The organism is Acinetobacter sp. YH01022, from assembly GCF_013420235.1.
GTDB lineage: Bacteria > Pseudomonadota > Gammaproteobacteria > Pseudomonadales > Moraxellaceae > Acinetobacter.
Map to the genome: position 1 here is coordinate 130,894 of NZ_VOYP01000001.1, position 23,397 is coordinate 154,290.

A 23,397-nucleotide genomic window follows, 5' to 3' on the forward strand; every position below is an offset into this window, starting at 1 on the left:
ATAAAACTGCTACCTAAACTATAATTTCAAACCCGGTTCAGTAAGCCACTACAATTCAATACCTTGTATTCCTTAATCACAAAACTGGAATGTAATGCAACCACATGCTCAATTTTACCGATGCGTTTTAACAGAATTTCACTATAATTTTCCATATCTTTAGCCACCACTTCGACAATAAAGTCGGCGGATTGCCCGGTCACTAAAAAAGCCTTAATGACTTCAGGAATGCTTTCCAGTTCTTCTAAAAACTTGGCAAAAGTATCCGTATCATGTTTATTTAAAGACACCTGCAAGAGCACATGTAAACTGAAACCCAGCTTGGCATAGTTAATATCACGCTTTAAATGGGTCATGATATTGGCTTCAATCAGATGCTTGATCCGTCGATGAACCGAACTCACTGAGAGGTTAATACGCTCAGAAAGCTCATTCAAATTGACATCTTCATGACTCAATATTTCAAGAATCTGTTTATCAAAACGATCTAGTTCCATTTTGTACTCTTTTCAATAATCGATAGCTACGCAAAATATTACATTAGCTTTGTGATATAGCAATTATTTATTTTTCACAAAATTTTAAGATTATGAAAATATTTTCCATAAGCCTTCCAGCTCATAAAGAAAGATCTTGACGCCTACTTAAAGTACCCTGAGCCACTCAAAAATAAAAAACACTCAATGTTAATTTTAATTATATATTAAAGACTTATATCGAATTTAACACTCATTCAGTCAAGTGTCCTGCTCCGGATCATCACTCATCTTTTATATTTGAATAGAAATAGATTAAAAGGAAGATGTTCGACCAAAACAAAAAAATACAGTCATTTGATTTGCAATAATACGCGCTATAGAGTGCGTATTATTATCGCTGGCTTTTAAACTCCACGCCAATCGACCCGTGCATTCCGTTCAGTGTGATAGATACGCAGCACATATTGTCCCAAGGGTAATGCCATTAAATGTTCTTTATACTGTCGAAATTCTTCAGATAAAGTTTCGCCCTGTTCTTTTTCCCAAGGTGTCCCGGGAATTTCCAGAATAGGTGCAAGCATCGAACAGACCGCAATATCAGCAAGGCCAAGACGTTCACCGACAAAATAACGCCCATGATTCTCTATCAATCTTGCATTTAAATTCTGGATGATGCTATCCATCTGCTGTTTAGATTCGGCCACCTTGTCTGCATTTAGTTGATAGCCTTTGGAAAGTAAGGCTTTGATAAGGGGTTTGGAATATTTTTCAAACTGGCGTAGATATCCCTTTTCACCAATTAAAATATCTAAGGATTCTTCACTTTCCGACAAGGTATGGGCAAGCCCCCAACGGCGCACATGTCTACCCAGTTCGTTAGCAAGCCCATTGATTTCCAAAGCCAAGTGACGTTGTTGTGGATCGGCACGCAATAAAGAGTGTTCCGGATATACCTCATCCAGATATAAAGCTATTTCAGTCGAGTCGGCAATCCAAAGATCTTGATCACGTAAAATAGGCAATTTGTTCTGCCCTGTTTTTAGCTGTGCAAAAGCACGATGTACACCTGGCACCAAATTTTGTGCGACATAATCCAATTCTTTATGATCGAGCAACCAGCGCGCTTTTTCACAAAAATGAGATAAAGGAAACTGGTATAAAATTCGCATAAAAACTCCGCTTTTATTTTTTTAGTTCTGCCAAGTCAAAACCATCTAATTCAGTCGGATACTTTAGTCACCCTATCCCGGAATTACAATGTGCTTTTTATCCAAAATATCATCTTGGTACTATTAGTCATACGCTTTTTATTTTTATACATTTTTTTGTCTTGATTATCTTTAAAGCAGATATAAACCCATAAACTTCAAAAAATAAATGTTTAAAAAAATTCAAATCATGTTGTTTTTTAAACACTTAATATATGCAAAATAAATAAAAATCTTGCAGTTTTTATCTTAAACAGGATTTTTCATAAGCTTTGCAAAAGCAATTGCTTAATTTTGAACTGAATTACTTGTAGCGTTCTGATATCGATTTAAGGTGTCATTATGTTTCGTTTAATTTCTGAAAATGTTCATGTAATTGAAAACGATCTTGAAGCTATTCATGCTGCGTATCATGTCGCAGATTTTGCTTTGGAAGGTCGCAATGAACGTGATCAACAGCGTTTATTGCCTTTTGCTGAAATTGATCTATTCAGCCAGAAAGGCTTAGGTGGTATTCGTATTCCAAAGCAATTTGGTGGTGCTTTCGTTTCCAATAAAACATTGGCACATGTATTCCGCATTCTGAATAAGGCCGATTCCAGTGTAGGACAAATCCCACAAAATCAGATTGCGCTGTTGAATATGATCCAAATGATGGGTACAGAGCAGCAAAAACAGTTTATTTATCAAGAAATTTTACAAGGTAAACGCTTAGCCAATGGTGGGCCGGAACGTAATACCAAAGATACCAAAACCCTGGCAACCACATTAACTTTTGAAAATGGGCGTTATTTTGTCGACGGCGAAAAATTCTATTCAACGGGCAGCAGTTTTGCTCACTGGCTCGCGATTAAAGCTATTCATCCAGAAGGTTATGTAGTACTGACTATCGTCAATGCTCAGGCCAAAGGCGTGAAAGTGATTGATAACTGGAATGGCTTTGGGCAGCGTACCACTTCAAGTGGCACAGTTAGACTTGAGCATGTTGAAGTTGATCCGCTACTGATTTTTGATGAACGCCTGCTTTCCAGTCAGCCCAATTACCGCGGCGCGTATTCACAGTTATTACAGGTTGCCATTGATGTCGGTATTGCTGAAGCGGCCTTTGCTGATACCGTGACGGCGGTGCATAAAGCACGCCCGATTGTCGATGCACAAGTGGAAAAAGCCAGCTTTGAACACTATACCTTGCAGGAAGTCGGCAAGTCTGCGGTGCTATTGGATGCTGCCATTTTGCTGCTTGATGAAGCAGCTGAATATCTGGATGAACTGGATCGGCTTGAATCAGTCACTGATGAACAGGCGGCCAAAGCCTCTATTTTAGTCGCTGAAGCCAAGATTTATGCCAATGATGCTGCACTGCATATCTCGGAAAAATTACTGGAACTTGGCGGTAGCCGTTCCAGTCTGAGTCAGCACAACCTGGACCAGCACTGGCGCAATGCCCGTGTGCATACCCTGCATGATCCGGTGCGCTGGAAATTGCATGCGCTTGGGGATTATTACCTCAATCACACCCTCCCTGCCCGCCACGCCTGGATTTAAGGATATTTGTCATGACTTCATATCAAAACATTATTTCATTTCATCCCGAGCAATTGGCGCATGCACATATTATTCAATCCGATGCAGAAGCGCTGGAAATTGCACGCAATCTAGCGCAACAGTTCAAAGCTGGAGCCATTCAGCGCGATGCCGAGCGCATTCTGCCTTTTGAAGAAATCGAAGCCTATAGCCAGTCTGGGCTCTGGGCCATTACCGTCCCAAAACAGTATGGTGGTGCAGAGGTCTCTAGCTATACCGTAGCGCAAGTGATTGCACTGATGAGTGGTGTAGATGGTTCCATTGGCCAGATTCCGCAAAATCATTTTTATGGCCTGGAGATCCTGCGCAATAGCGGCACCGAACAGCAAAAACAAAAACTCTATAGCGAAGTGCTAAAAGGTGCGCGTTTTGGCAATGCCCTGGCCGAGTTTAAAACCAAAACTGCTGCACAGCGTCAAACCGCGATACGCAAAACTGATCAGGGCTATGTGATTAATGGCGAAAAGTTTTATTGCACCGGCAGTTTATTTGCCCATCGCATTCCAACACTGGTGGTCGATGAACAAGATCAGCAGTTCCTAGCTTTTGTTCCGCGTAATAGCCAAGGTTTGACTTTAATCGATGACTGGAGTGGTTTCGGGCAACGTACCACAGGCAGCGGCACAGTGAAATTCAATAATGTGCAAGTGCTGGCTGAAGATGTAGTGCCATTTGATATTGCCTATTCAGAGCCAACCATCTCCGGCCCGTTTGCGCAATTGCTGCATGCCTCTATTGAAACCGGTATTGCCCGTGCCGCCTTTGAAGAAACTTTAAACCGTGTGCGTCAGGCCCGTCCGTGGATTGATTCTGGCGTAGATCAAGCCACCGATGACCCACTGACAAAGTTCGAACTGGGACGGATTGTCGCCGATGTACGTGCCTCTGAAGTTTTACTGAAACAGGCCGCCCGTTCAATTGATGCCGCCAGACCCGCACCGACCGCAGAAAATATCGCCAAAGCATCATTAGATGTGGCCAAAGTACGTGCACACAGTACCGAAACTGCCTTAAAAGCATCATCCAAACTGATTGAACTGGCCGGTAGCCGTGGTAGCCAACGCGAAGATGGTCTGGACCGCTTCTGGCGCAATGCCCGCGTGCACACGCTGCATGATGCTTCGCGCTGGAAATATTATTTCATAGCCAATCATATTTTAAATGGCGTATTGCCACCGCGCCGAGGGACATTGTAATGACAACAGCATCACAATCTGTACCCAAGAAAATCTTGTTAAATGCTTTTGATATGAACTGTGTCGGCCATATCAATCACGGATTATGGACCCATCCGCGTGATGAGTCGCAGCGTTTTAATGAGCTGAGCTACTGGACAGATTTAGCCCAAACCCTGGAACACGGCCTGTTTGACGGCCTGTTCATTGCCGACATTACCGGGGTGTATGATGTCTATCAAAACAATATTGACCTGACTTTAAAAGAATCAATTCAGTTGCCGAGTCATGACCCCAGTACTCTGGTTTCTGCCATGGCAGCGGTGACCCAGCATCTCGGCTTTGGGGTCACAGTCAATTTAAGTTATGAGTCGCCTTATCAGTTTGCCCGCCGTTTCGCCAGTCTGGACCACCTGACTCAGGGCCGTATTGGCTGGAATATTGTCACTGGGTATCTGGACAGCGCACAGCGATTAATTGGTGAAAAAGGCTTAAAAGACCATGACCTGCGCTATGAGCAAGCCGAAGAGTTTGTACAACTTTGCTATAAATTCTGGGAAGGTTCCTGGGAAGATGAAGCCGTTGTAAAAGACAAGAAAAACCGGATATTTACCGACCCTGCCAAAGTACATCAGGTCAATCATCAGGGACAGTTTTACCAAAGCCAGGGCGTGTTTCAAGTTTCCCCTTCCATTCAGCGCACCCCGGTGTTATTTCAGGCAGGTGCTTCACCGCGTGGAATAGCATTTGCCACCCAACATGCGGAAGGCATGTTTATTGGCGGTGATCAGCCTGCAAAAATCAAAAAGCAGGTCGATCAGATTCGTCAGCAAGCTGCCGATCAAGGACGTCATCCTGAAGATATTAAAATCTTTGTCGGCATTACCGTGGTGACTGCGGAAACTGATGAACTGGCACAGCAAAAGCTGGATGAATATCGCGCTTATGCCAGTCCTGAAGCAGGTTTGGCGCACTTCTCCAGTTCTGTCGGCATTGACCTGTCCAAATTTGACGATGATGAAGCGATCCCTTACCAAAAGACCAACAGCATTGCATCAGTCAACAATAAATTTAAAGAACAGCACATCAGCAAAAATGATTTAAAAGCTCAGCATGTATTAGGTGGTCGTTATCCCCTGATTGTCGGGAGTGGTGCAACTGTGGCTGAAAAACTGATTCAGCTGATCGATGAAACCGGTATTGATGGCTTTAACCTGACCCGCACCGTTGCCCCTGAGTCACACCATGACTTTATCCGTCTGGTGATTCCTGAATTGCAGCAGCGTGGCCGTTATAAAACAGCCTACGAACACGGCAGTTTAAGACACAAACTGTTTAATCAAGGCAACCGACTGTCGACCTCACACCCAGTTCAGCAATTTCGATGTCCAAGCTCCGCCTCAACTTCGAACTCTAACTTAAAGCAAAAACAATCCGCATAAATTTTGAGGTGCAACATGGCACAAACAGCAAAAACCAAACTGACCATTATCGGGGTGATTATTGCCGCAGTCATTATTGGACTGGTGGTCTGGAATCAACAAAAAAAAGCCGCTTCGGATGAACTGGTGATTGGCATTAGCCCTTCATTTGCCAAGCCTTTACAGGTGGCAGCAGTCGAGGCCAAACAGCAAGGCCTGAATGTGAAACTGGTGGAATTTTCCGACTGGAATACGCCCAACATTACCCTGAATCACGGTGATATTGATGCCAATTTCTTCCAGCATCACCCCTTTTTGGATAATGCCAAAAAAGAAACCGACTTTAAAATCAAAGCCTTTGCCAAAGGTGCAGCCACGCATGTGGGTTTGTATTCCAAAAAAATCAAAAGCTTTGATGAGTTAAAAGATGGCGCGAAAGTTGTGGTTCCAAACGACCCTGTAAACCAAGGCCGTGCTCTACTTTTATTGCAACAGGCAAAACTGATCACCCTGAAAGACCCTAAAAACCATCTGTCTAACCTGAAAGACATCGCAAGCAATCCGAAAAACTTGCAGTTTGTTGAAGTCGAAGGTCCACAAACCGCACGTGCAATTGATGAGGTCGACCTGGCTTTTGGTTATCCGCACTACTTGCGTTTAGCCAAAACCGCTGATCCCGAACAGGCACTATTATTTGACTCTAACAAGGACAACCGTTATGCCATCCTGTTTGCCGTGCGTGAGGATTACCAAGATAAAAACGACAAGCTGAAAAAATTTGTCGAGATCTATCAAAACTCGCCAAAAGTGAAACAGGCTTTGGATGCAGATTTCGGTGCCAAACTCTGGTTCCCGGGCTGGAAATAAGGAGAATACGATGGTGAGTTTTGGTTCACAGGTGGACTTCTCTGTTCCCCATATCAAGATCAGAAACCTGAACAAATATTATGAAGTACAGGGTCAATCGGTACATGCCTTGAAAAACATCAACCTGGATATTCCGGAAGGCAAAATTTTTGGCATTATCGGCAAAAGTGGCGCAGGTAAATCTTCATTGCTCCGAACTTTAAATGGTCTGGAACAGATCAGTGAAGGTCATATTCACATTCACCAGCAAGATCTGGCTGAACTAAAACATGCTGAACTGATCCGGTTGCGTCAGCGTATTGGCATGATCTTCCAGCACTTTAATTTAATGTCGGCCAAGACCGTATGGGAAAATGTTGCCCTACCCCTCAAAGTCGCCAACTATAACAAAGATGAGATTGAAGCTCGGGTCAATGAAGTCTTGCAACTGGTCGGTTTGAGTGAAAAAGCACACAACTATCCGTCCCAATTATCGGGCGGACAAAAGCAGCGTGTCGGGATTGCCCGGGCGCTGGTTCACCATCCGGAAATTTTGCTGTGTGACGAAGCTACTTCGGCCTTGGACCCGGAAAGTACTTCTGTGGTGCTGTCCCTGCTCAAGGAAATCAATCAGAAACTCGGCATCACCATTGTGCTGATTACTCATGAAATGCAGGTCATTCGTGAAATTTGCGATCAGGTGGTGGTGATTGAACATGGTGAAATTGTTGAAGCGGGTGAAGTGTGGTCGGTCTTTTCTAATCCACAGCAGCAGATTACTCAGGAATTGCTAAATCTGGAACAGCTGGAATTGCCTTTTTCGCTAACGCCAGAGATTATTGCCGACAGTTCACATAGCATTTTAAAACTGCGTTATGCCTCCAGTGTTCAGCATTCACCAGATTTGAAAGTGATTTTCGAGCAGTTCGATCATCCAGTTCATCTCTATCAAAGTCATATCGATAGCATACAGAACCATCTGGTCGGCAGTTTTATTGTGGCAATCCCCGATCTGCATATAAATACCACACTACTCCAGCAGAAATTAAAACAGTACATTGCACAGATTGAGGTCATTGGCTATGCACGACCAGCTCATTGATTTATTACTTAGCGGCACTATTGACACTTTGTTGATGGTGGGAGTATCTGCCCTGGTTGCCTTTTTTATTGGCTTGCCCATCGCTGTCATTTTAGTCAGTACTGCCGAACATGGCATCTATCCTTCCAAAAGCGTCAATCACGCTTTAGGCTGGGTAGTTAACATTACCCGTTCAGTACCGTTTTTAATTTTAATGGTAGCACTCATTCCATTGACCCGCTGGATTGTCGGCACCAGTTATGGGGTCTGGGCTGCGGTAGTGCCTTTAACCTTGGCAGCCACACCTTTCTTTGCCCGCATTGCAGAAGTCAGTTTACGCGAGGTCGATCAGGGTCTGATTGAAGCCGCCCAAGCGATTGGCTGTAACCGCAAGCAGATCATCTGGCATGTGCTGCTACCTGAAGCGCTGCCCGGGATTGTGGCAGGCTTTACCGTGACTTTGGTGACCATGATCAACTCATCGGCGATTGCTGGTGCCATTGGCGCAGGTGGTTTAGGCGATATTGCCTACCGATATGGTTATCAGCGTTTTGATATGCAGATTATGCTTGCCGTGATTGTCGTGCTGGTGATTCTGGTCATGCTGGTTCAGGCCACGGGCGATTCCATCTCCAGCCAACTGGATAAACGCAAAATTTAAATCCCTATCCATTTTATGAGTTTTCAACAAAGCATCCAGCCATGACCTGACTTTGTCATGGCTTTCATGTAAAATCAGCGGCAATTTTTAAATAACACGTTGTGAGTCATTTCATGGGTTTTAATTGCGGTATTGTCGGCTTGCCGAACGTTGGTAAATCTACACTTTTCAATGCATTGACTAAAGCTGCTATTGCTGCAGAAAATTTCCCGTTCTGTACCATCGAACCAAACACCGGTATTGTTCCTGTACCTGACCTGCGCATGGACAAACTTGCGGAAATCGTTAAACCACAACGCGTGCTTCCAACCACGATGGAATTTGTGGATATTGCCGGTCTGGTTGCAGGTGCATCTAAAGGTGAAGGTTTGGGTAACCAGTTCCTCGCAAACATCCGTGAAACTGATGCGATTGCACACGTGGTTCGTTGTTTTGAAGATGAAAACGTGATTCATGTAAACGGTAAGATTGATCCTCTGGATGATATTGCAACCATCAATACCGAACTTGCACTGGCTGATCTGGAAACTGTGACCAAAGCCGTAACGCGTTTGGCTAAATCTGCAAAAGGGGGCGACAAAGATGCTGTTGCCACTAAAGCGGTACTAGACAAAATTTTGCCTTTACTGGATGAAGGTAAACCTGCCCGTGCAGCCAATCTGGATGATGATGAACGCAAACTGGTACGTGGTTTCGGTTTAATGACTTTAAAACCAACCATGTATATTGCCAACGTGGCTGAAGATGGTTTTGAAAACAACCCTCATCTGGAAGCGGTTAAAAAATTGGCCGCTGAAGAAAATGCCATTGTGGTTCCGCTGTGCAACCAGATTGAAGCTGAAATTTCATTGCTTGAAGATGAAGACCGCGCTGAATTTTTAGAAGCAATGGGCATGGAAGAACCAGGCCTGAACATCGTGATTCGTGCCGGTTACAGCCTGCTTGGCTTACAGACTTACTTTACTGCGGGTGTGCAGGAAGTTCGTGCCTGGACCGTCAAAGTCGGTGCTACTGCGCCTCAAGCAGCGGGTGTGATTCATACTGACTTCGAAAAAGGCTTTATCCGCGCTGAATGTATTGCTTATGATGACTTCGTGCAATACAACGGCGAAGCTGGCGCGAAAGAAGCCGGTAAATGGCGTTTGGAAGGTAAGACTTATGTGGTTCAGGACGGTGACGTGCTGCACTTCCGTTTTAACGTTTAAACCATTCTGACGTTTCAAAACAGTTTAAAGCCAGCATGATGCTGGCTTTTTTATTTAGAGCTGTTTTCAGTTCAGATTCACGGTCTTGGCATCCATTACAGCGCGTTGCTTACGAGCTTCTGCCAGCATACGTTGCTCCAGCTCTTTCCGAAACCCGAACATAAACACCATTTCAGCCAAGACAAATAAAGGGCCGATCGCCAGACCAATCACATCATCCATAAAAGCCGGTTTTTTCTTTTCATAAAAATGGCCCACAAACTGGAATACCCATCCCACCACAAAAATGCCAATACTCAAGCTTAACCAGACCGTCGTATCCAGCTGCGCAATCCTGTAAGCAGATGGATAAGCAAGCGCATAGATGAGCAACATGATCAGGCCAAAGATACGGTCCAGACTGAGATAATACACTATACTTGCCAGTAGTAATCCTAAAGCCAAAGTCAGCTCGACACCTGAAATGACCACACCGGCATGTGCAGTCAGACACATGATTGAAAATACAATCAATGGAATACCCACAAAATGGGTATAAATATTTTTCTGGTCCAGATGATAGGCGGCATACTGGCTCAGTAATTGTTCTAATTTGGTCATGACCGTCTTCCTTGTTAGACTTATATTTTCATTTCACTATATAAAAAAATACCAGGACAAGTTGTCAGCTAGCCGACAACTCAGATTAAAAAGGAATAAAAATGCTCGAACCCATTTATATTAAACATTTAGAGCAGAATATCTGGTTTGCACAATTGCCTGCGGTATTTAAGGATTTTATTGTGAACTGTGCTGTGCAGCAGCGTTTTGACAAGGAACAAAGCATCTTCCGTTCAGGAGATATATTTAATGGGATCTATGCCGTTTTAGAAGGTGCGGTTCGCCTAGGTTATATTGACATTCATGGCAAGGAATCGGTGGCTGCCATTGTTGAACCGGTTATGTGGTTTGGCGAAATCTCGCTGGTGGATGCCCAGCCCCGTTCGCACGATGCGATTGCAACGCAAAAAAGCCTGCTCCTGCATATACCGAGTACCGCACTACAATCCCTGCTGCAACAACATCCAGTTTTTTGGTATCACATTGCGCAACTGACCAGTCAAAAATTGCGCTTTGCTTTTTTAGAACTGATTTCCATTCAAACGCAAAGCATCAGCCAGCGTTTGGCACAACGCCTGATGTTTATTTTAAATGGCTATGGCAATCATTTAAGTATTGAAAACAATGTCATTCATTTATCCCAGGAACAACTGGCACAAATGCTGACCTGCTCCCGACAAACCATCAATCAGGAACTACAAGCGTTGGAACAGCAAAATATTTTGTGCGTATCTTTTAAGAAAATTGAAATTTTGGATGTAGCGGAACTGCATCGCATCGCGCATGCCTTTCCCAATACTTAAATCGGAAGATGAATGAAATTTTAAACTATGAAAATAATTCAGAGATGTATACCGTTGCAGCATAAGCCATTTTATGGCCAAGCATGACAGGTGAATAACTTGCCTGATGATGGATTTATTTTACACATCGTGCTTATGAACGTAATTGGCACACATTGACATCATCAAAACCATTGGTGCATGGCGCAACTTCATATTCATTGTCCGATGATGACTGGATGGCTTGTAGCGGCTCTGCAGCTGTGGCAACACTACTCAAAGCACTTATAACGACAGCTATACTTATAGATAAAAACACTTTATTTAACATCATTATTACTCCTGATCGTTACTAAAGTTAAATACATTTAGAATTAAATTGAATTTTTCATCATAAAAACACAAATTATTATACATAATTTATCATTTTAAGATAATTCTATATATTTATCAGATTATCGTTTTATTCTCTTACTCATTCTTTAAAACTATAACAAAAAGAAAATACCATGACATTTAAGGCATAAAAAAACGAGGCCTTTGCCCCGTTTTTATTTTTTAAACTCCGACCTTTTTCGGATCGGTATTGCCCAGCTGCGGATGCTCAATCGCATCCTTACATTGCTGTTTATCACGTTCGTAATCGGCCTGTTTCTGGGCCACTGAGCTAGATTGATCCATCGTCTCACGCGCCCAGATTTCCAGACTGGTCAGGGCTTTACGGCAGAGCGCATATTTACCTTCAGTCACGGAATCAGTCATTTTGACATTAATGCGCCAATCCGTGCTGAGCTTGCGTGCAGGTTTACGGACCTGTTCTTCCAATACATCCAGTTTTTTGGCATAGACCAAACCATCCACCTGATTAATGAATTTCCAGGCTTCGTTGGCATAAGTGGTGGCATCATTGGTCAGCTTGGGTGCCGGCTTAATTTCAGGTTTTTCAGTATTCTTACTGTCATTTCCACAAGCCTGTAGCAAAACACTACTGCATAATAAAGAAACAATCAGCATTCCACGCGTCTTCAACATCCTCATATCAGGCTCGCTTAGATAAACAATTCGGCACTATGCTAGTGAATTCGAGTACAATACTCAATCATCATTTGACCTGTTGTTCAACTCTCCCGCAAAGGTGTGTCGTGTCTGAGCACAAAATCCCTCCAGTTCAAGCTGCCGGCTTTTGGCAAGGTGCTAAAGACAGCCAAGCCATTATTTTTACTTATCTTCCTGTTTCATTTGCTTTTGGTGTTTCGGCCAGCCAGTTCGGTTTTAGCTCTTGGGAAGCACTATTTCTATCCTGCTCCATGTATGCCGGTGCCAGCCAGTTTCTGGTCGTGGCTTTACTGGGTAGTGGTACATCTATATGGATGACTGCCCTCACCGTGATTGCGTTAGATATTCGTCATGTACTTTACGGTCCGGCCTTGCAAAACCTGATTCAGGACAAGCTGAATTTAAAGAAAACTGCCGTCTGGGCTTGGGGCCTGACCGATGAAGTGTTTGCCTCGGGCATGATTAAACTGTCACAACGCCGTCAGGAATGGTCAGAGTCCTGGATGCTGGGCTTGAGCCTGTTTAGCTGGATGTCCTGGGCTTTAGGTTCTTTCCTGGGTGGATTGTTTGCCGACCAGGTCAGTGCCTTACCGCAGTTTTTACAAGCCGCGCTGGATTTCTTGCTGCCAGCCTTATTCCTCAGCTTCCTGCTCGCTGCCTTTGAAAAGAAACATACCTTTATTGTCACGGTCTGTTTAATTGTTTCCGCGATTGCCTGCTATTTCATTAATTTGTCAGCAGCCATTTTTATTGGCATCTTATCCGGTATTTTGGCTGGCCTATTTAAACACTATGTTTTAAAACAGCATGATGATGCATTGGGAGAAGCCCATGAATCTTGAAATTATTCTGGTCGGGATCATTGTCGGCATTGCCAATTTTGCTTCGCGTTTTGGTCCTTTTTATGTCATTCAAAAACATCAGCAAAATTCTCAAAAGCGTGGCTCAGTCTGGATCAGAATAGCTTTAGGCAGTATTGGCATTGCCGCGATCAGTTCCATGCTGGTGGTGGCAACTCTCCCCCCCTTGATGGAAAGCCCCAATAAAAGCTTCGCCATGCTTGTAGGTTTCCTGACCTTAACCGGGCTCTATTTTAAGTTTAAGAAGATTGTCCCGGCGACTTTAACCGCCGCCTTGACCTATGGTTTGATTTACACTTATCTGCCCGTTTCCTTCTAAGTGTTTTAAAAGTCTCCTCTTTTTAAAGGGGCGACTTAGCGGGAGTTAAAATTAAGGCTAGAGATCACTTTATAAATAAAATTGTTGGACAATATCATTATTTTATGTGAATCCGGGCTTAATTCACCAATCAGTTCTGCTATGCTAAAAGTCCATAAAATCAAGCATGGATGATTTACATGAGCGTGACTATTGGTACTCCCCTTCAAGCTTCTGCCTTTAAAGTTTTGTTATTAGGTTCAGGAGAGCTTGGTAAAGAAGTGGTGATTTCTCTGCAACGTTTAGGTGTAGAAGTTCATGCAGCAGACCGTTATGACCATGCTCCTGCCATGCAAGTTGCACATTATGCTTATACCTTGAATATGGCAGATGCCGAAGAACTCAAACAACTGATTGAAAAAATCAAACCCAATCTGATTGTGCCCGAAATTGAAGCCATCGCAACTCAGGTTCTGGTTGAAATCGAACAACAAAATATTGCCACCGTGATTCCTTCAGCAAAAGCCGTCAACCTGACCATGAACCGCGAAGGCATTCGCCGTCTGGCAGCAGAAGAACTGGGCTTGCCGAGCTCAGCTTACCGTTTTGCCGACTCGATTGAATCATTCCGTGCAGCCTGTGATGACATTGGCTATCCCAACTTTGTTAAACCGGTAATGTCTTCTTCCGGCAAGGGACAATCACGAGTTAAGAACTTTGATGAAGTCGATGAGGCCTGGGAATATGCGCAAACCGGTGGCCGGGTCAATCAGGGTAAAGTGATTGTGGAATCACAAATCGATTTTGACTTTGAAATTACCTTGCTCACAGTTCGTGCCAAAAATGCTGAAACAGGTGAAATCGAAACCCAATACTGCGACGCGATTGGACACCGTCAGGACTCTGGCGATTATGTCGAAAGCTGGCAACCTCAGGCCATGACTCCAGTGGCTTTAGAAGAAGCTAAGCGCATTGCACATAAAGTCACGGCTGCTTTAGGCGGCTGCGGTATTTTCGGCGTGGAACTGTTTGTCAAAGGCGATAAAGTATGGTTTAGTGAAGTATCTCCACGTCCGCATGACACAGGGCTTGTTACCCTTGCATCGCAATTCCAGAGCGAATTTGAATTACATGCACGTGCCATTTTAGGTCTGCCGGTAAATACATCTCGTCATAGTGTTGCAGCCAGTGCCGTCATTTATGCAGGCGTTGATGATCGCAATTTGTCTTTTTCTGGCTTAAATCTTGCTTTAGCCAACCCAAACACCGATTTACGCCTTTTTGGTAAACCCGAAGGTTTTAAACGTCGTCGTATGGGGGTCGCAACTGCACGTGCTGAAACAACAGATCAGGCACGTAAACTTGCACTAGAGACTGCGTCTCAAGTCAGTGTTCAACAAAACTAAACTTGTAACCTTATTAACGGACCACTGTTCATGATCAATACTTCTCCACTGCTGAATTACGTTAAAAGTAACCATGACATTCAGGCGATCAATCAATGGCGCACCGATGTTGAAAATCAGCTTCAGGAAAGTTTTGAAAATGGACAGTCAATCCGGGAAATTATCCTGGCCCGCTCCCATTTGATTGATGAAGCCCTGGAGTTTCTCTGGAGACATGCTGAACTTGACCAGACCGATCTGGGCCTGTTTGCCGTGGGTGGTTATGGCCGTCGGGAAATGCTGCCTTATTCCGATGTCGATATCATGATTTTATCGGAAAATGATATTACTGCCGAGCAGGAAAAACTGATTTCTACTTTTATCTCCTCGCTTTGGGATGTCGGTAATTTCAAACCCGGTATTAGTGTACGCACCATTTACGAATGTGTGGAACAGGCCACCAATGATTTGACCGTCGCGACTGCGCTGATTGAATCGCGTTTAATTAGTGGTAACCGGCATTTGGCCAAATGGCCACGCCGTATTGTTTCGCAAACCTGGACCGATAAAACCTTTTTTGATGCCAAAATGGATGAGCAGGCAAAGCGCTATGCTCAGCACAACAATACCGAAAGCAATCTGGAACCGGACATTAAAAATGCGCCGGGAGGCATCCGCGATATCAACCAGATTGGCTGGATTGCCAAACGTCACTTCCGGGTCAACCGTATTTATGACCTAGTGCATTTAGGCTTTATTTCAGAGTTCGAACTGGGTGTGCTAGAAGAAGCTGAAAGCTTTTTATGGGAAATCCGTCATCATCTGCACCGCCTCACCAAACGCGATGAAAACCGCTTATTGTTCGATTATCAGCGTGATATTGCGGCCCTGTTTGGCTATACACGTGAAGAAGATAAATCGCCGAATTATCCGATTGAACAATTCATGAAGCGTTATTATCGTAGCGCACAGCAGGTATCCACCTTAAATGAAATGCTGCTGGCTTACTTTAATGAATCTGTGATTACCCCACGTTTGCCCAACTACGAACGTAAAATTGAAGAAATTAACGAAAATTTCAAACTGGTCGATGGCAAACTAGCGGTACAGCATCATAAAATTTTCTCGGAACGTCCCAGTGCAATCCTGGAAATCTTCTATTTATTGGCAAATCGCCCTGAAATTGAAGGCATCCGTGCCCGCACTTTACGTCTGCTCACCCTTGCAGCCAAACGCATTAATCAAGATTATCGCGATAATCCCGAACACCAAGCCCTGTTTATGGCGATCATCCGTTCACCGCATCGCCTGTATGATACGCTGGTGGCGATGAAACGTTATGGCGTGCTCGGCAATTATATTCCGGCCTTTGGGCAAATTATGGGGCTGATGCAATATGACCTGTTCCACATCTATACCGTAGATGCCCATACCCTGTTATTGCTGCGTAATTTAAACCGCTTTAAAGAACCTGAATTTGCCAAAGATTTCCCGGTGGTCAGTTCAGTGTTCCAACGTCTTCGCCGTCGCGACATTGTTTATCTGGCGGCCTTGTTCCATGACATTGCCAAAGGCCGTGGCGGTGACCATAGTGAACTGGGTGCAGAAGATGCGATTGCATTCTGCCGGAAACATGGCTTTACCGAACGTGAATGCAATCTGGTGGCCTGGCTGATTCAAAGTCATTTACTGATGTCGATGACTGCACAGAAAAAAGATATTTCCGATCCGGATGTAGTTCAAGATTTTGCTGAAAAACTCGGTGATATGGAGCATCTGGATTATCTGTATACCTTAACTGTTGCAGATATTAACGCGACCAATCCCAAACTCTGGAATACCTGGCGTGCTTCCTTAATGCGTCAGCTTTATACCCATGCACGGGATGTGATTCGTACCGGTCTTGGACATCCGGTGGATTATCAAATGCTGATTGAAGACACCAAATTTGCTGCCAGTGAATTATTGGTCAATGACTTCTCTCTGGCCAATGTCGAAAAAGTCTGGCAAGAACTGGGCGATGAATATTTTATTAAAGAATCAGCCGATGAAATTGCCTGGCATACCCGTGCCATATTGCAGCATGGCAACAACACCGAACCTCTGGTCTTGATGCGTGCCCATCGCCAGTCGGCACAAGATGCGGTACAGATCTTTATTTACACTCAGGATCAACCGAATCTATTTGCCACCACCGTTGCCATTTTGGACCGGATGAATCTGGACGTTCAGGATGCACGGATTATCACCGCATCAACGGCCTTTAGTCTGGACACCTATGTGGTGTTAGATCGTTTTGGTACCTTGCTGACCGACCCTGAGCGTGAACAGACGGTTATTGATGCTTTGGTCAAGGCGTTAAGCGAGTCAGATAAATACCCGGGCTTAATGCAACGTCGTATTCCACGCCAATTACGCCATTTTGATATTGAAAATACCGTGGATATCACCCTGAATGCCGCTTTACAGCAAAACATGGTTGAAATTGCAACGCTCGACCATCCGGGTTTACTTGCTAAAGTAGGTGGTTTATTTATGATGCAGGGTTTAGATATTCATTCTGCTAGAATTGCTACCTTGGGTGAGCGTGCAGAAGATATTTTCTTTGTCACCAAAAAAGATGGTAAGCCAATGACTGATTCAGAAGCTGAAATTTTTGCTGCCCAATTGAAGTCAGCTCTGGATGAAGCCTCAAGTCTAGTCTCTGGTCACCACTAACTTAAATTTACGCGGTATCGATTTCATGAACTCAAGTTTGTCATTATTGCATCCTTATCCTTTTGAAAAGTTAAATAAGCTTTTTCAGGATATCCAAACTGCAGATTTACCCCTTATTGCCTTATCAATTGGTGAGCCAAAGCATCCGGCACCCGAGTTTGTAAAACAGGCCATTATTGACAACTTCCAGCATTTATCGACTTACCCGAACAGCAAAGGCTTACCTGAATTACGTCAAAGCATTGCCAACTGGCTCACACGTCGCTTCAAGCTCAATAGCATCAGTGCAGAGAGCAATGTATTGCCAGTTTCTGGAACTCGTGAAGCCATTTTTTCTTTTGTTCAGGCTTTAGTGAACCGTGAAGATACCCCTTATGTGGTGATGCCAAATCCTTTCTATCAAATTTATGAAGGTGCAACCTTGCTTGCGGGTGCCAAACCTTACTTCATTAATTGCACAGAAGAAAATAACTATCTGGGTGATTTTGATGCGGTTCCTGCAGAAGTGTGGGAAAAAACTGCATTGCTATTTGTCTGTACCCCAGGCAACCCGACTGGTGCAGTATTGTCAAAAGAGCAATTTAAAAAACTGATCGCACTTTCAGACCAGTACAATTTTGTCATTGCCTCAGATGAATGCTATTCAGAACTCTGGTTTGATGAGGCACCAGTAGGCTTGCTTGAAGTCTGTGCTGAAATCGGCCGTGATGATTACAAAAACTGTGTGGTGTTCCACTCCCTGTCTAAGCGTTCAAACCTGCCGGGTATGCGTTCCGGCTTTGTTGCCGGTGATGCCACTTTACTGAAACCATATTTACAATACCGTACCTATCATGGTGCTGCCATGCCGGTTCAGCACCAGCTGGCGTCAATCGCGGCATGGGATGATGAAGTGCATGTAGAAGAAAACCGTAAGTTGTACCGTGCCAAATTTGAATTATTCCAAAATGAACTGGGGCATTTACTGCCACTGAAAAAACCGGATGCAGGTTTCTATTACTGGTTAAAAGTAGACAATGATGAAAATTTTGCCAAAATGTTGATGGAAAAAGCCCATATTAAAGTCCTGCCTGGCCGTTATCTGTCACGTGATACTGAGCAAGGCAATCCAGGTGAAAATCATGTTCGTATGGCATTGGTCGCCGATATCGCACAATGTGAACAAGCCATTCAGCGTCTTAAAGCCATTCTTTAATGAATTAAAGGGACAATAAGATCAAGCATCATCCACTGTTTCACCAGTGGATGATTGGCTTATAGCGTATGGATTAAATGACCTGTTGATTGCATTTGTGAAAATGAAATAGATTTCTAAGTCTGTAAAATAAAATAGGGCGATTCATGAATCGCCCTATTTTATTTATTTTCTATTATTCCAGCTTACTGCGCTAAAGCTGCTTCAATTTCACTTTCCAGCTCTTCAGGTTTAGTGGTGGGTGCGAAACGATTGAGCACCTTGCCATCTTTGCCAATCAAGAATTTGGTAAAATTCCATTTAATGCCATTGCCTAAAATTCCTTTACTGTTATTGGTCAAATAGCGAAATAAAATGTGCGCTTCAGGCCCTTTTACATCCACTTTGGCAAACATCGGGAAACTCACGCCGTAATTTTTTTGGCAGAATGCACCAATCTGTTCATTGGAACCCGGATCTTGCCCACCAAACTGATTACAGGGAAATCCCAATACCTCAAACCCCTGATCTTTGTATTTTGCATACAACTTTTCAAGACCAGCAAACTGGGGAGTAAAACCGCATTTACTTGCGGTATTTACAATTAATAAAACTTTACCTTGATAATCGGTAAATGATTTATTTTTTCCATCTAACAACTCAGCCTCAAACTGATAAATGTTGGTCATGGATAGGTTTCCTCGTCACTTTTTTCTTGTGTTTTTAATTCTAAAGAAGCTGAATTTACGCAATAGCGCAATCCTGTAGGTTGTGGACCATCTTCAAAAACATGGCCTAAATGTGCGCCACAATGATGGCAAACAATTTCAGTTCTGACCATACCATGCGTCGAATCCTGATGTTCTTCAATGACCGAACTATTTACAGGGCGATAAAAACTTGGCCAGCCACTACCACTGTCATATTTAGTTTCGGAAGAGAATAATTCTGTCCCACAGCAACGGCAAAGATAAGTCCCTGCCTGCTTGGTATTCCAGTATTTACCGGTAAATGCTGGCTCCGTCCCCTTTTGTCGCGTAATGCGAAACTCTTCTGGTGATAACTCTCTTTGCCATTCTCTTTCTGTTTTATTGAGTTTTCCCATGATGACGTCCCTTTATATCGTGCTATTTAAAATAGGATAATCGTATATTTACGTCATTCAATCTTAAATTTCTAGTCTTTATTCAACAATTTACAAAATCAATATAATGACTCAAAAAGCAAAAAGTAAGCAAATATAAAATCATGGTAAGCAATTCTGAAAATTAAATGCTTTTTTGTAAGCAAATTTAGTGTTAGGCTTAATCCTACTCTTGCTCAGGATTAAAAAATGTCGCAGAAAAAGAGCGTAATTTTTAAAAATCTGCTGCCTGTGATTAAACAATATCAACAGACAGGTTTTACGCATGAAAAAATTGTTGCTTTACTCAGAGATGAACATCATCTCGATCTGGTAACAACCGAGACATTTAAAAGCTATTTATACCGTTATGCAAAAGTGACCTCCACTCTTTCCGAGAACATAAAAATGCCGAACACTTTCCACACCCCACGCGAAATTAAAAAATCGTCTAAGCTCGAGCATGTATGCTACGACATTCGCGGACCTGTGTTACGAGCGGCCAACGAAATGGAAGAAGCCGGGCATAAGATTATTAAACTGAATATCGGTAACCCTGCCCCATTCGGTTTCGAAGCGCCGCAAGAAATTATTAATGATGTCGCTTTAAACCTGCCCAATGCGGTAGGTTATACCGATTCAAAAGGGATTTTCCCTGCGCGTAAGGCAATCTGCCAGTATTACCAGCAAAAAGGCATTCTCAACATGCATGTGAATGATGTGTATGTAGGTAATGGGGTGTCTGAACTGATCGTAATGGCGATGCAGGGCTTGCTGGATGACGGCGATGAAATGCTGGTGCCTATGCCGGATTATCCATTATGGACAGCTGCCGTAAACCTGTCTGGTGGTACCGCAATTCACTATAAATGTGATGAGGAAAACTTCTGGTATCCAGACATTGCGGATATGGAAAGTAAAATCACACCCAATACCCGTGGTATTGTGATTATCAATCCAAACAACCCGACGGGTGCAGTATATCCACGTCATGTATTGCAACAAATTGTTGATCTGGCAAAAAAATATGACCTGATTTTGTTCGCTGACGAAATTTACGACAAAATTATTTATGATGGCATTGAGCATGTTGCTGTTGCTGCACTTGCCGGTGACCAGCTCTGCATCTCGTTTAATGGTCTGTCTAAAGCGTATCGTATTGCAGGTTTCCGTTCAGGCTGGATGGCCATTACCGGTGATAAATCACGTGCCTTAGACTATATTGAAGGCTTGGACATGTTGGCATCGATGCGCCTATGTGCCAACCATCAGGCGCAATATGCCATTCAAACTGCTTTAGGCGGTTATCAGTCGATTAATGACCTGATCCGTCCGGGTGGCCGTTTATATGAGCAACGCAATATTGCCTGGGAAATGCTAAATGACATTCCGGGTGTCTCTTGCGTAAAACCGGAAGGTGCCATGTACTGTTTTCCTAAACTGGATCCGGAAATTTACCCAATTGAAGATGATGAAAAATTCATGCTCGACTTATTGCGTGCGGAAAAAGTGTTACTGGTTCAAGGAACCGGTTTTAACTGGCCGACTCCAGACCATTTCCGCGTGGTATTCTTGCCGGCCGAAAATGAATTACGTGAAGCGATTACCCGTTTAGGTCGCTTCCTGTCAAAAATGCGCTAATGTCCTGATTTCGGAGATTGCTAAAAAAACCGCGTTTGATCACGCGGTTTTTTTTGTGCCTGCTGTTAGCCAGTGCTAGTCTTTGAGCGGATTGCCAAACTGTTTTAAATATTCAGCACCTAATTCTCTAGAACCCTGATTATTAATATGATTACTGTCTTTATTCCGATATAAAGGCACATGATTAATCATAATTTTACACGCCTGCTGATCACACATTGCCTTGGTTGGATCAATAATTTTCAGGTCAGGGTATTGCCGTTTTGCCTCTGCAACAATTCGGTTAAATTGTAGTAACTGTGTCTCATAATTCTTTCTTGAGATACTACATGGCGCATGGGTATGTAAAATTTCATTGCGAAGGTTACAGTCTGCCGGCACCCCGTCTCTATCTAGCCGAGGGACATCATTCAGCAGAATGACCTGATCACTGGACTGAGAAGCAATCCTCAAGGCTTTCATAAAACCGGTTTTAAATATCTCTGCATTGGAATGATGAACACCATCTTGCAGTTTCACTTCACCATCAAAATATGGCACATAAGAACCGGCTAAAATAATGGTGCGGTAATGTGTTTTTGCAAGATGGGCAGTAATCGCATCATTTCTTAATTTAAATTCGCTCAGCTCTTCCCAGCGATTAAAATTAGATTCAAAACGCCGCACTCCAGGTAAATAGAAGGTTGAACTTTGTGTGACATCATAACCGCGTAAATTGGCATCTTTGGCCCAGACATCCAGCATTGCGCTATAAGCGTTGGCATGCGAATCACCAATCAACAAAAAATCGATAGCCGTTTTCCGCTTGCCCAATACACAGTCATCCTGTTGTGGTAAAGCTTTCGGGTCCTCAATATCCATACATTTATTTCGGATGATATGGGCAAATGAGTTGAGTGCTTCCTGTTTAAGATAAACAGAATGTGGAAACCGGTCTGGAAAACCCTGATTGATATTGACGGTCTTGGCAATGGCGATAAAACTAAGGGCTGGCAGCAGAAAACCAATAATGATCACCTTGTAATTCGCCGCCATCACAAAACGTTTGCTGGGTTTTTCGATGAGCTGATAGGTTAAAAATGCCAACAGGATGGACAATAATACAACCACCACCTGATTTTCGACATTTAATGGCTGCATATAAATGCCGAATAACACGATAATCGGCCAGTGCCATAAATACAAGGGATAAGAAATTCTTCCGATCCAGGTGCTTAAACGATTGCTCAGTAACACATTACTTGAGGGTGAACATTGCCCGAGATAAATGATAAATGCAGTTGCCAAACACGGGATCAGCGCCATTGCGCCAGGAAAAGGTGTCTGTTGGTTAAAATATACTGCTGTGGCAAACAACGTGATTAAGCTACCCCAAACCAGACTTTGTCGTAATTTTTCCGGAATTTTGAGCTGAGGCAGGAAGCCAATCAATGCACCAATCAGCAACTCAAAGGCACGTACCGGCATACTGTAATAGGCCTTCTCTGCATTTTGCATTAACGTGTGCTGGGCATAAAATAGTAAAGTCACGATTAATGTCGTGATGATGGCCCAGGTATATTTACGCGACACCTTTCCAACAAACAGCAACAACAATAACGGCCAGAAAATATAAAACTGCTCTTCAACCCCAAGCGACCATAAATGCAATAAAGGAATACCTTCGGCATCCTGACTAAAGTAATCTCCCACCTCATTGCGCATATAGATATTCGCCATGAGCAGAGTGGCATACATCACACTGTCAAAATATTGCGTCAGATCCCCAGGTAGCATCACCTGCCAGGCAATAATACTGACAACGCTGAGTACGGTAAAATAAGCAGGTGCCAGGCGTACCACACGTTTCTTGTAAAACCGTGCAATAGAAAACCGTTTGCACTGAATATCGTGGGTTAAAATGAGGGTAATTAAATAACCTGAAATGACAAAAAAGATATCCACACCAATATATCCTCCTGAAAAGAAAGATAATCCGACATGGTTAAAAATCACCAATAAAACGGCGATTGCCCTTAAGCCATCGATATCAGCACGATAGGAGAAATTCATCATTTCACAAAGTATAATAAAGAAGCAAAATTGTATGCCTTTATTCAG

Annotated in this window: 22 protein-coding genes; 14 read left to right on the forward strand and 8 right to left on the reverse strand. The window is 43.4% G+C overall.

From position 1 onward, the window contains the following. Window positions 1–26: 26 nt before the first annotated feature. Both FTT87_RS00600 and FTT87_RS00605 read right to left on the reverse strand, forming a co-directional pair. A complete protein-coding gene (locus FTT87_RS00600) occupies window positions 27–497 on the reverse strand; it encodes an Lrp/AsnC family transcriptional regulator (RefSeq protein ID WP_086195053.1) in 471 nt (156 codons plus the stop codon). 386 nt (window positions 498–883) lie between these two features. Further along, window positions 884–1,648 carry a glutathione S-transferase family protein gene (locus FTT87_RS00605; RefSeq protein ID WP_180082419.1) on the reverse strand — a complete coding sequence of 255 codons (765 nt, stop codon included), beginning with the start codon at window positions 1,646–1,648 and terminating at the stop codon, window positions 884–886. A 381-nt stretch (window positions 1,649–2,029) separates the two neighbouring features. On the opposite strand from FTT87_RS00605, the gene FTT87_RS00610 reads away from it, so the two are divergent. The 7 genes from FTT87_RS00610 to ychF all read left to right on the forward strand — a co-directional run bounded on the left by FTT87_RS00610 (window position 2,030) and on the right by ychF (window position 9,660). Then, the gene (locus tag FTT87_RS00610) at window positions 2,030–3,232 is read left to right on the forward strand and encodes an SfnB family sulfur acquisition oxidoreductase (protein ID WP_180081035.1); all 1,203 of its coding nucleotides are present in this window, start codon (window positions 2,030–2,032) and stop codon (window positions 3,230–3,232) included. Between the two features lie 11 nt (window positions 3,233–3,243). Next, a complete protein-coding gene (locus tag FTT87_RS00615; RefSeq protein WP_180043501.1) occupies window positions 3,244–4,467 on the forward strand; it encodes an SfnB family sulfur acquisition oxidoreductase in 1,224 nt (407 codons plus the stop codon). Further along, complete coding sequence (locus FTT87_RS00620) at window positions 4,467–5,888, forward strand: LLM class flavin-dependent oxidoreductase (protein ID WP_180174149.1); 1,422 nt, start codon at window positions 4,467–4,469, stop codon at window positions 5,886–5,888. The genes FTT87_RS00615 and FTT87_RS00620 overlap by 1 nt, the downstream gene beginning before the upstream one ends. A 15-nt stretch (window positions 5,889–5,903) precedes the next feature. Next, a complete protein-coding gene (locus FTT87_RS00625; protein ID WP_180081037.1) occupies window positions 5,904–6,734 on the forward strand; it encodes a MetQ/NlpA family ABC transporter substrate-binding protein in 831 nt (276 codons plus the stop codon). Window positions 6,735–6,744: 10 nt separating this feature from the next. Beyond that, entirely contained in the window at window positions 6,745–7,815 is a 1,071-nt protein-coding gene (locus FTT87_RS00630) for a methionine ABC transporter ATP-binding protein (RefSeq protein ID WP_180081039.1), read from the forward strand. Next, window positions 7,796–8,455 carry a methionine ABC transporter permease gene (locus FTT87_RS00635; RefSeq protein ID WP_180081041.1) on the forward strand — a complete coding sequence of 220 codons (660 nt, stop codon included), beginning with the start codon at window positions 7,796–7,798 and terminating at the stop codon, window positions 8,453–8,455. Before FTT87_RS00630 ends, FTT87_RS00635 begins: the two co-directional genes overlap by 20 nt. A gap of 113 nt (window positions 8,456–8,568) precedes the next feature. Next, the gene (ychF, locus tag FTT87_RS00640) at window positions 8,569–9,660 is read left to right on the forward strand and encodes a redox-regulated ATPase YchF (protein ID WP_086195044.1); all 1,092 of its coding nucleotides are present in this window, start codon (window positions 8,569–8,571) and stop codon (window positions 9,658–9,660) included. A 66-nt stretch (window positions 9,661–9,726) separates the two neighbouring features. Here ychF and FTT87_RS00645 read toward each other — a convergent pair whose 3' ends face one another. Beyond that, window positions 9,727–10,260 (reverse strand): DUF962 domain-containing protein, encoded by a 534-nt coding sequence (locus tag FTT87_RS00645; protein ID WP_180043511.1) that lies wholly within the window; start codon window positions 10,258–10,260, stop codon window positions 9,727–9,729. Window positions 10,261–10,361: 101 nt separating this feature from the next. Here FTT87_RS00645 and FTT87_RS00650 point away from each other — a divergent pair, with 101 nt between their 5' ends. Beyond that, entirely contained in the window at window positions 10,362–11,063 is a 702-nt protein-coding gene (locus tag FTT87_RS00650) for a Crp/Fnr family transcriptional regulator (RefSeq protein ID WP_180043513.1), read from the forward strand. Window positions 11,064–11,196: 133 nt separating this feature from the next. Here the strand turns inward: FTT87_RS00650 and FTT87_RS00655 are convergent, their stop codons facing one another. Continuing rightward, window positions 11,197–11,376 carry a hypothetical protein gene (locus FTT87_RS00655; protein WP_180043495.1) on the reverse strand — a complete coding sequence of 60 codons (180 nt, stop codon included), beginning with the start codon at window positions 11,374–11,376 and terminating at the stop codon, window positions 11,197–11,199. Window positions 11,377–11,600: 224 nt separating this feature from the next. Beyond that, a complete protein-coding gene (locus tag FTT87_RS00660) occupies window positions 11,601–12,080 on the reverse strand; it encodes a hypothetical protein (RefSeq protein WP_180043515.1) in 480 nt (159 codons plus the stop codon). A gap of 104 nt (window positions 12,081–12,184) precedes the next feature. Here FTT87_RS00660 and FTT87_RS00665 point away from each other — a divergent pair, with 104 nt between their 5' ends. The 5 genes from FTT87_RS00665 to dapC all read left to right on the forward strand — a co-directional run bounded on the left by FTT87_RS00665 (window position 12,185) and on the right by dapC (window position 18,554). Beyond that, window positions 12,185–12,940, forward strand: a complete 756-nt coding sequence (locus tag FTT87_RS00665; protein ID WP_086195040.1) for an AzlC family ABC transporter permease — start codon at window positions 12,185–12,187, stop codon at window positions 12,938–12,940. Further along, window positions 12,930–13,277, forward strand: coding sequence for an L-valine transporter subunit YgaH (gene ygaH, locus FTT87_RS00670; RefSeq protein WP_180043517.1), 348 nt, complete (start codon window positions 12,930–12,932; stop codon window positions 13,275–13,277). Before FTT87_RS00665 ends, ygaH begins: the two co-directional genes overlap by 11 nt. A gap of 170 nt (window positions 13,278–13,447) precedes the next feature. Then, window positions 13,448–14,662 (forward strand): formate-dependent phosphoribosylglycinamide formyltransferase, encoded by a 1,215-nt coding sequence (purT, locus tag FTT87_RS00675; protein ID WP_180043519.1) that lies wholly within the window; start codon window positions 13,448–13,450, stop codon window positions 14,660–14,662. Between the two features lie 30 nt (window positions 14,663–14,692). Then, entirely contained in the window at window positions 14,693–17,359 is a 2,667-nt protein-coding gene (glnD, locus tag FTT87_RS00680; protein WP_180043521.1) for a [protein-PII] uridylyltransferase, read from the forward strand. A gap of 25 nt (window positions 17,360–17,384) precedes the next feature. Then, window positions 17,385–18,554: a succinyldiaminopimelate transaminase gene (dapC, locus tag FTT87_RS00685; RefSeq protein WP_180174150.1), complete on the forward strand. Its 1,170-nt coding sequence runs from the start codon at window positions 17,385–17,387 to the stop codon at window positions 18,552–18,554. A 185-nt stretch (window positions 18,555–18,739) separates the two neighbouring features. On the opposite strand, the gene FTT87_RS00690 is transcribed toward dapC, so the two are convergent. Next, window positions 18,740–19,222, reverse strand: coding sequence for a glutathione peroxidase (locus FTT87_RS00690; RefSeq protein ID WP_180081043.1), 483 nt, complete (start codon window positions 19,220–19,222; stop codon window positions 18,740–18,742). Next, on the reverse strand, window positions 19,219–19,638 hold the full coding sequence (gene msrB / locus FTT87_RS00695) for a peptide-methionine (R)-S-oxide reductase MsrB (protein WP_180081045.1): 420 nt from the start codon (window positions 19,636–19,638) through the stop codon (window positions 19,219–19,221). The genes FTT87_RS00690 and msrB overlap by 4 nt, the downstream gene beginning before the upstream one ends. Before the next feature lie 228 nt (window positions 19,639–19,866). On the opposite strand from msrB, the gene FTT87_RS00700 reads away from it, so the two are divergent. Further along, on the forward strand, window positions 19,867–21,297 hold the full coding sequence (locus FTT87_RS00700; protein ID WP_180043527.1) for a pyridoxal phosphate-dependent aminotransferase: 1,431 nt from the start codon (window positions 19,867–19,869) through the stop codon (window positions 21,295–21,297). A 75-nt stretch (window positions 21,298–21,372) separates the two neighbouring features. Here FTT87_RS00700 and FTT87_RS00705 read toward each other — a convergent pair whose 3' ends face one another. Continuing rightward, entirely contained in the window at window positions 21,373–23,349 is a 1,977-nt protein-coding gene (locus FTT87_RS00705; RefSeq protein ID WP_180174151.1) for an acyltransferase family protein, read from the reverse strand. Window positions 23,350–23,397: the final 48 nt, after the last annotated feature.

What these genes read in the sequence shown, in the direction of transcription:
- FTT87_RS00600 (WP_086195053.1), bottom strand. Translation starts at nt 497, where the DNA reads ATGGAACTAGATCGTTTTGATAAACAGATTCTTGAAATATTGAGTCAT.
- FTT87_RS00605 (WP_180082419.1), bottom strand. Translation starts at nt 1,648, where the DNA reads ATGCGAATTTTATACCAGTTTCCTTTATCTCATTTTTGTGAAAAAGCG.
- FTT87_RS00610 (WP_180081035.1), top strand. Translation starts at nt 2,030, where the DNA reads ATGTTTCGTTTAATTTCTGAAAATGTTCATGTAATTGAAAACGATCTT.
- FTT87_RS00615 (WP_180043501.1), top strand. Translation starts at nt 3,244, where the DNA reads ATGACTTCATATCAAAACATTATTTCATTTCATCCCGAGCAATTGGCG.
- FTT87_RS00620 (WP_180174149.1), top strand. Translation starts at nt 4,467, where the DNA reads ATGACAACAGCATCACAATCTGTACCCAAGAAAATCTTGTTAAATGCT.
- FTT87_RS00625 (WP_180081037.1), top strand. Translation starts at nt 5,904, where the DNA reads ATGGCACAAACAGCAAAAACCAAACTGACCATTATCGGGGTGATTATT.
- FTT87_RS00630 (WP_180081039.1), top strand. Translation starts at nt 6,745, where the DNA reads ATGGTGAGTTTTGGTTCACAGGTGGACTTCTCTGTTCCCCATATCAAG.
- FTT87_RS00635 (WP_180081041.1), top strand. Translation starts at nt 7,796, where the DNA reads ATGCACGACCAGCTCATTGATTTATTACTTAGCGGCACTATTGACACT.
- ychF (WP_086195044.1), top strand. Translation starts at nt 8,569, where the DNA reads ATGGGTTTTAATTGCGGTATTGTCGGCTTGCCGAACGTTGGTAAATCT.
- FTT87_RS00645 (WP_180043511.1), bottom strand. Translation starts at nt 10,260, where the DNA reads ATGACCAAATTAGAACAATTACTGAGCCAGTATGCCGCCTATCATCTG.
- FTT87_RS00650 (WP_180043513.1), top strand. Translation starts at nt 10,362, where the DNA reads ATGCTCGAACCCATTTATATTAAACATTTAGAGCAGAATATCTGGTTT.
- FTT87_RS00655 (WP_180043495.1), bottom strand. Translation starts at nt 11,376, where the DNA reads ATGATGTTAAATAAAGTGTTTTTATCTATAAGTATAGCTGTCGTTATA.
- FTT87_RS00660 (WP_180043515.1), bottom strand. Translation starts at nt 12,080, where the DNA reads ATGAGGATGTTGAAGACGCGTGGAATGCTGATTGTTTCTTTATTATGC.
- ygaH (WP_180043517.1), top strand. Translation starts at nt 12,930, where the DNA reads ATGAATCTTGAAATTATTCTGGTCGGGATCATTGTCGGCATTGCCAAT.
- purT (WP_180043519.1), top strand. Translation starts at nt 13,448, where the DNA reads ATGATTTACATGAGCGTGACTATTGGTACTCCCCTTCAAGCTTCTGCC.
- glnD (WP_180043521.1), top strand. Translation starts at nt 14,693, where the DNA reads ATGATCAATACTTCTCCACTGCTGAATTACGTTAAAAGTAACCATGAC.
- dapC (WP_180174150.1), top strand. Translation starts at nt 17,385, where the DNA reads ATGAACTCAAGTTTGTCATTATTGCATCCTTATCCTTTTGAAAAGTTA.
- FTT87_RS00690 (WP_180081043.1), bottom strand. Translation starts at nt 19,222, where the DNA reads ATGACCAACATTTATCAGTTTGAGGCTGAGTTGTTAGATGGAAAAAAT.
- msrB (WP_180081045.1), bottom strand. Translation starts at nt 19,638, where the DNA reads ATGGGAAAACTCAATAAAACAGAAAGAGAATGGCAAAGAGAGTTATCA.
- FTT87_RS00700 (WP_180043527.1), top strand. Translation starts at nt 19,867, where the DNA reads ATGTCGCAGAAAAAGAGCGTAATTTTTAAAAATCTGCTGCCTGTGATT.
- FTT87_RS00705 (WP_180174151.1), bottom strand. Translation starts at nt 23,349, where the DNA reads ATGAATTTCTCCTATCGTGCTGATATCGATGGCTTAAGGGCAATCGCC.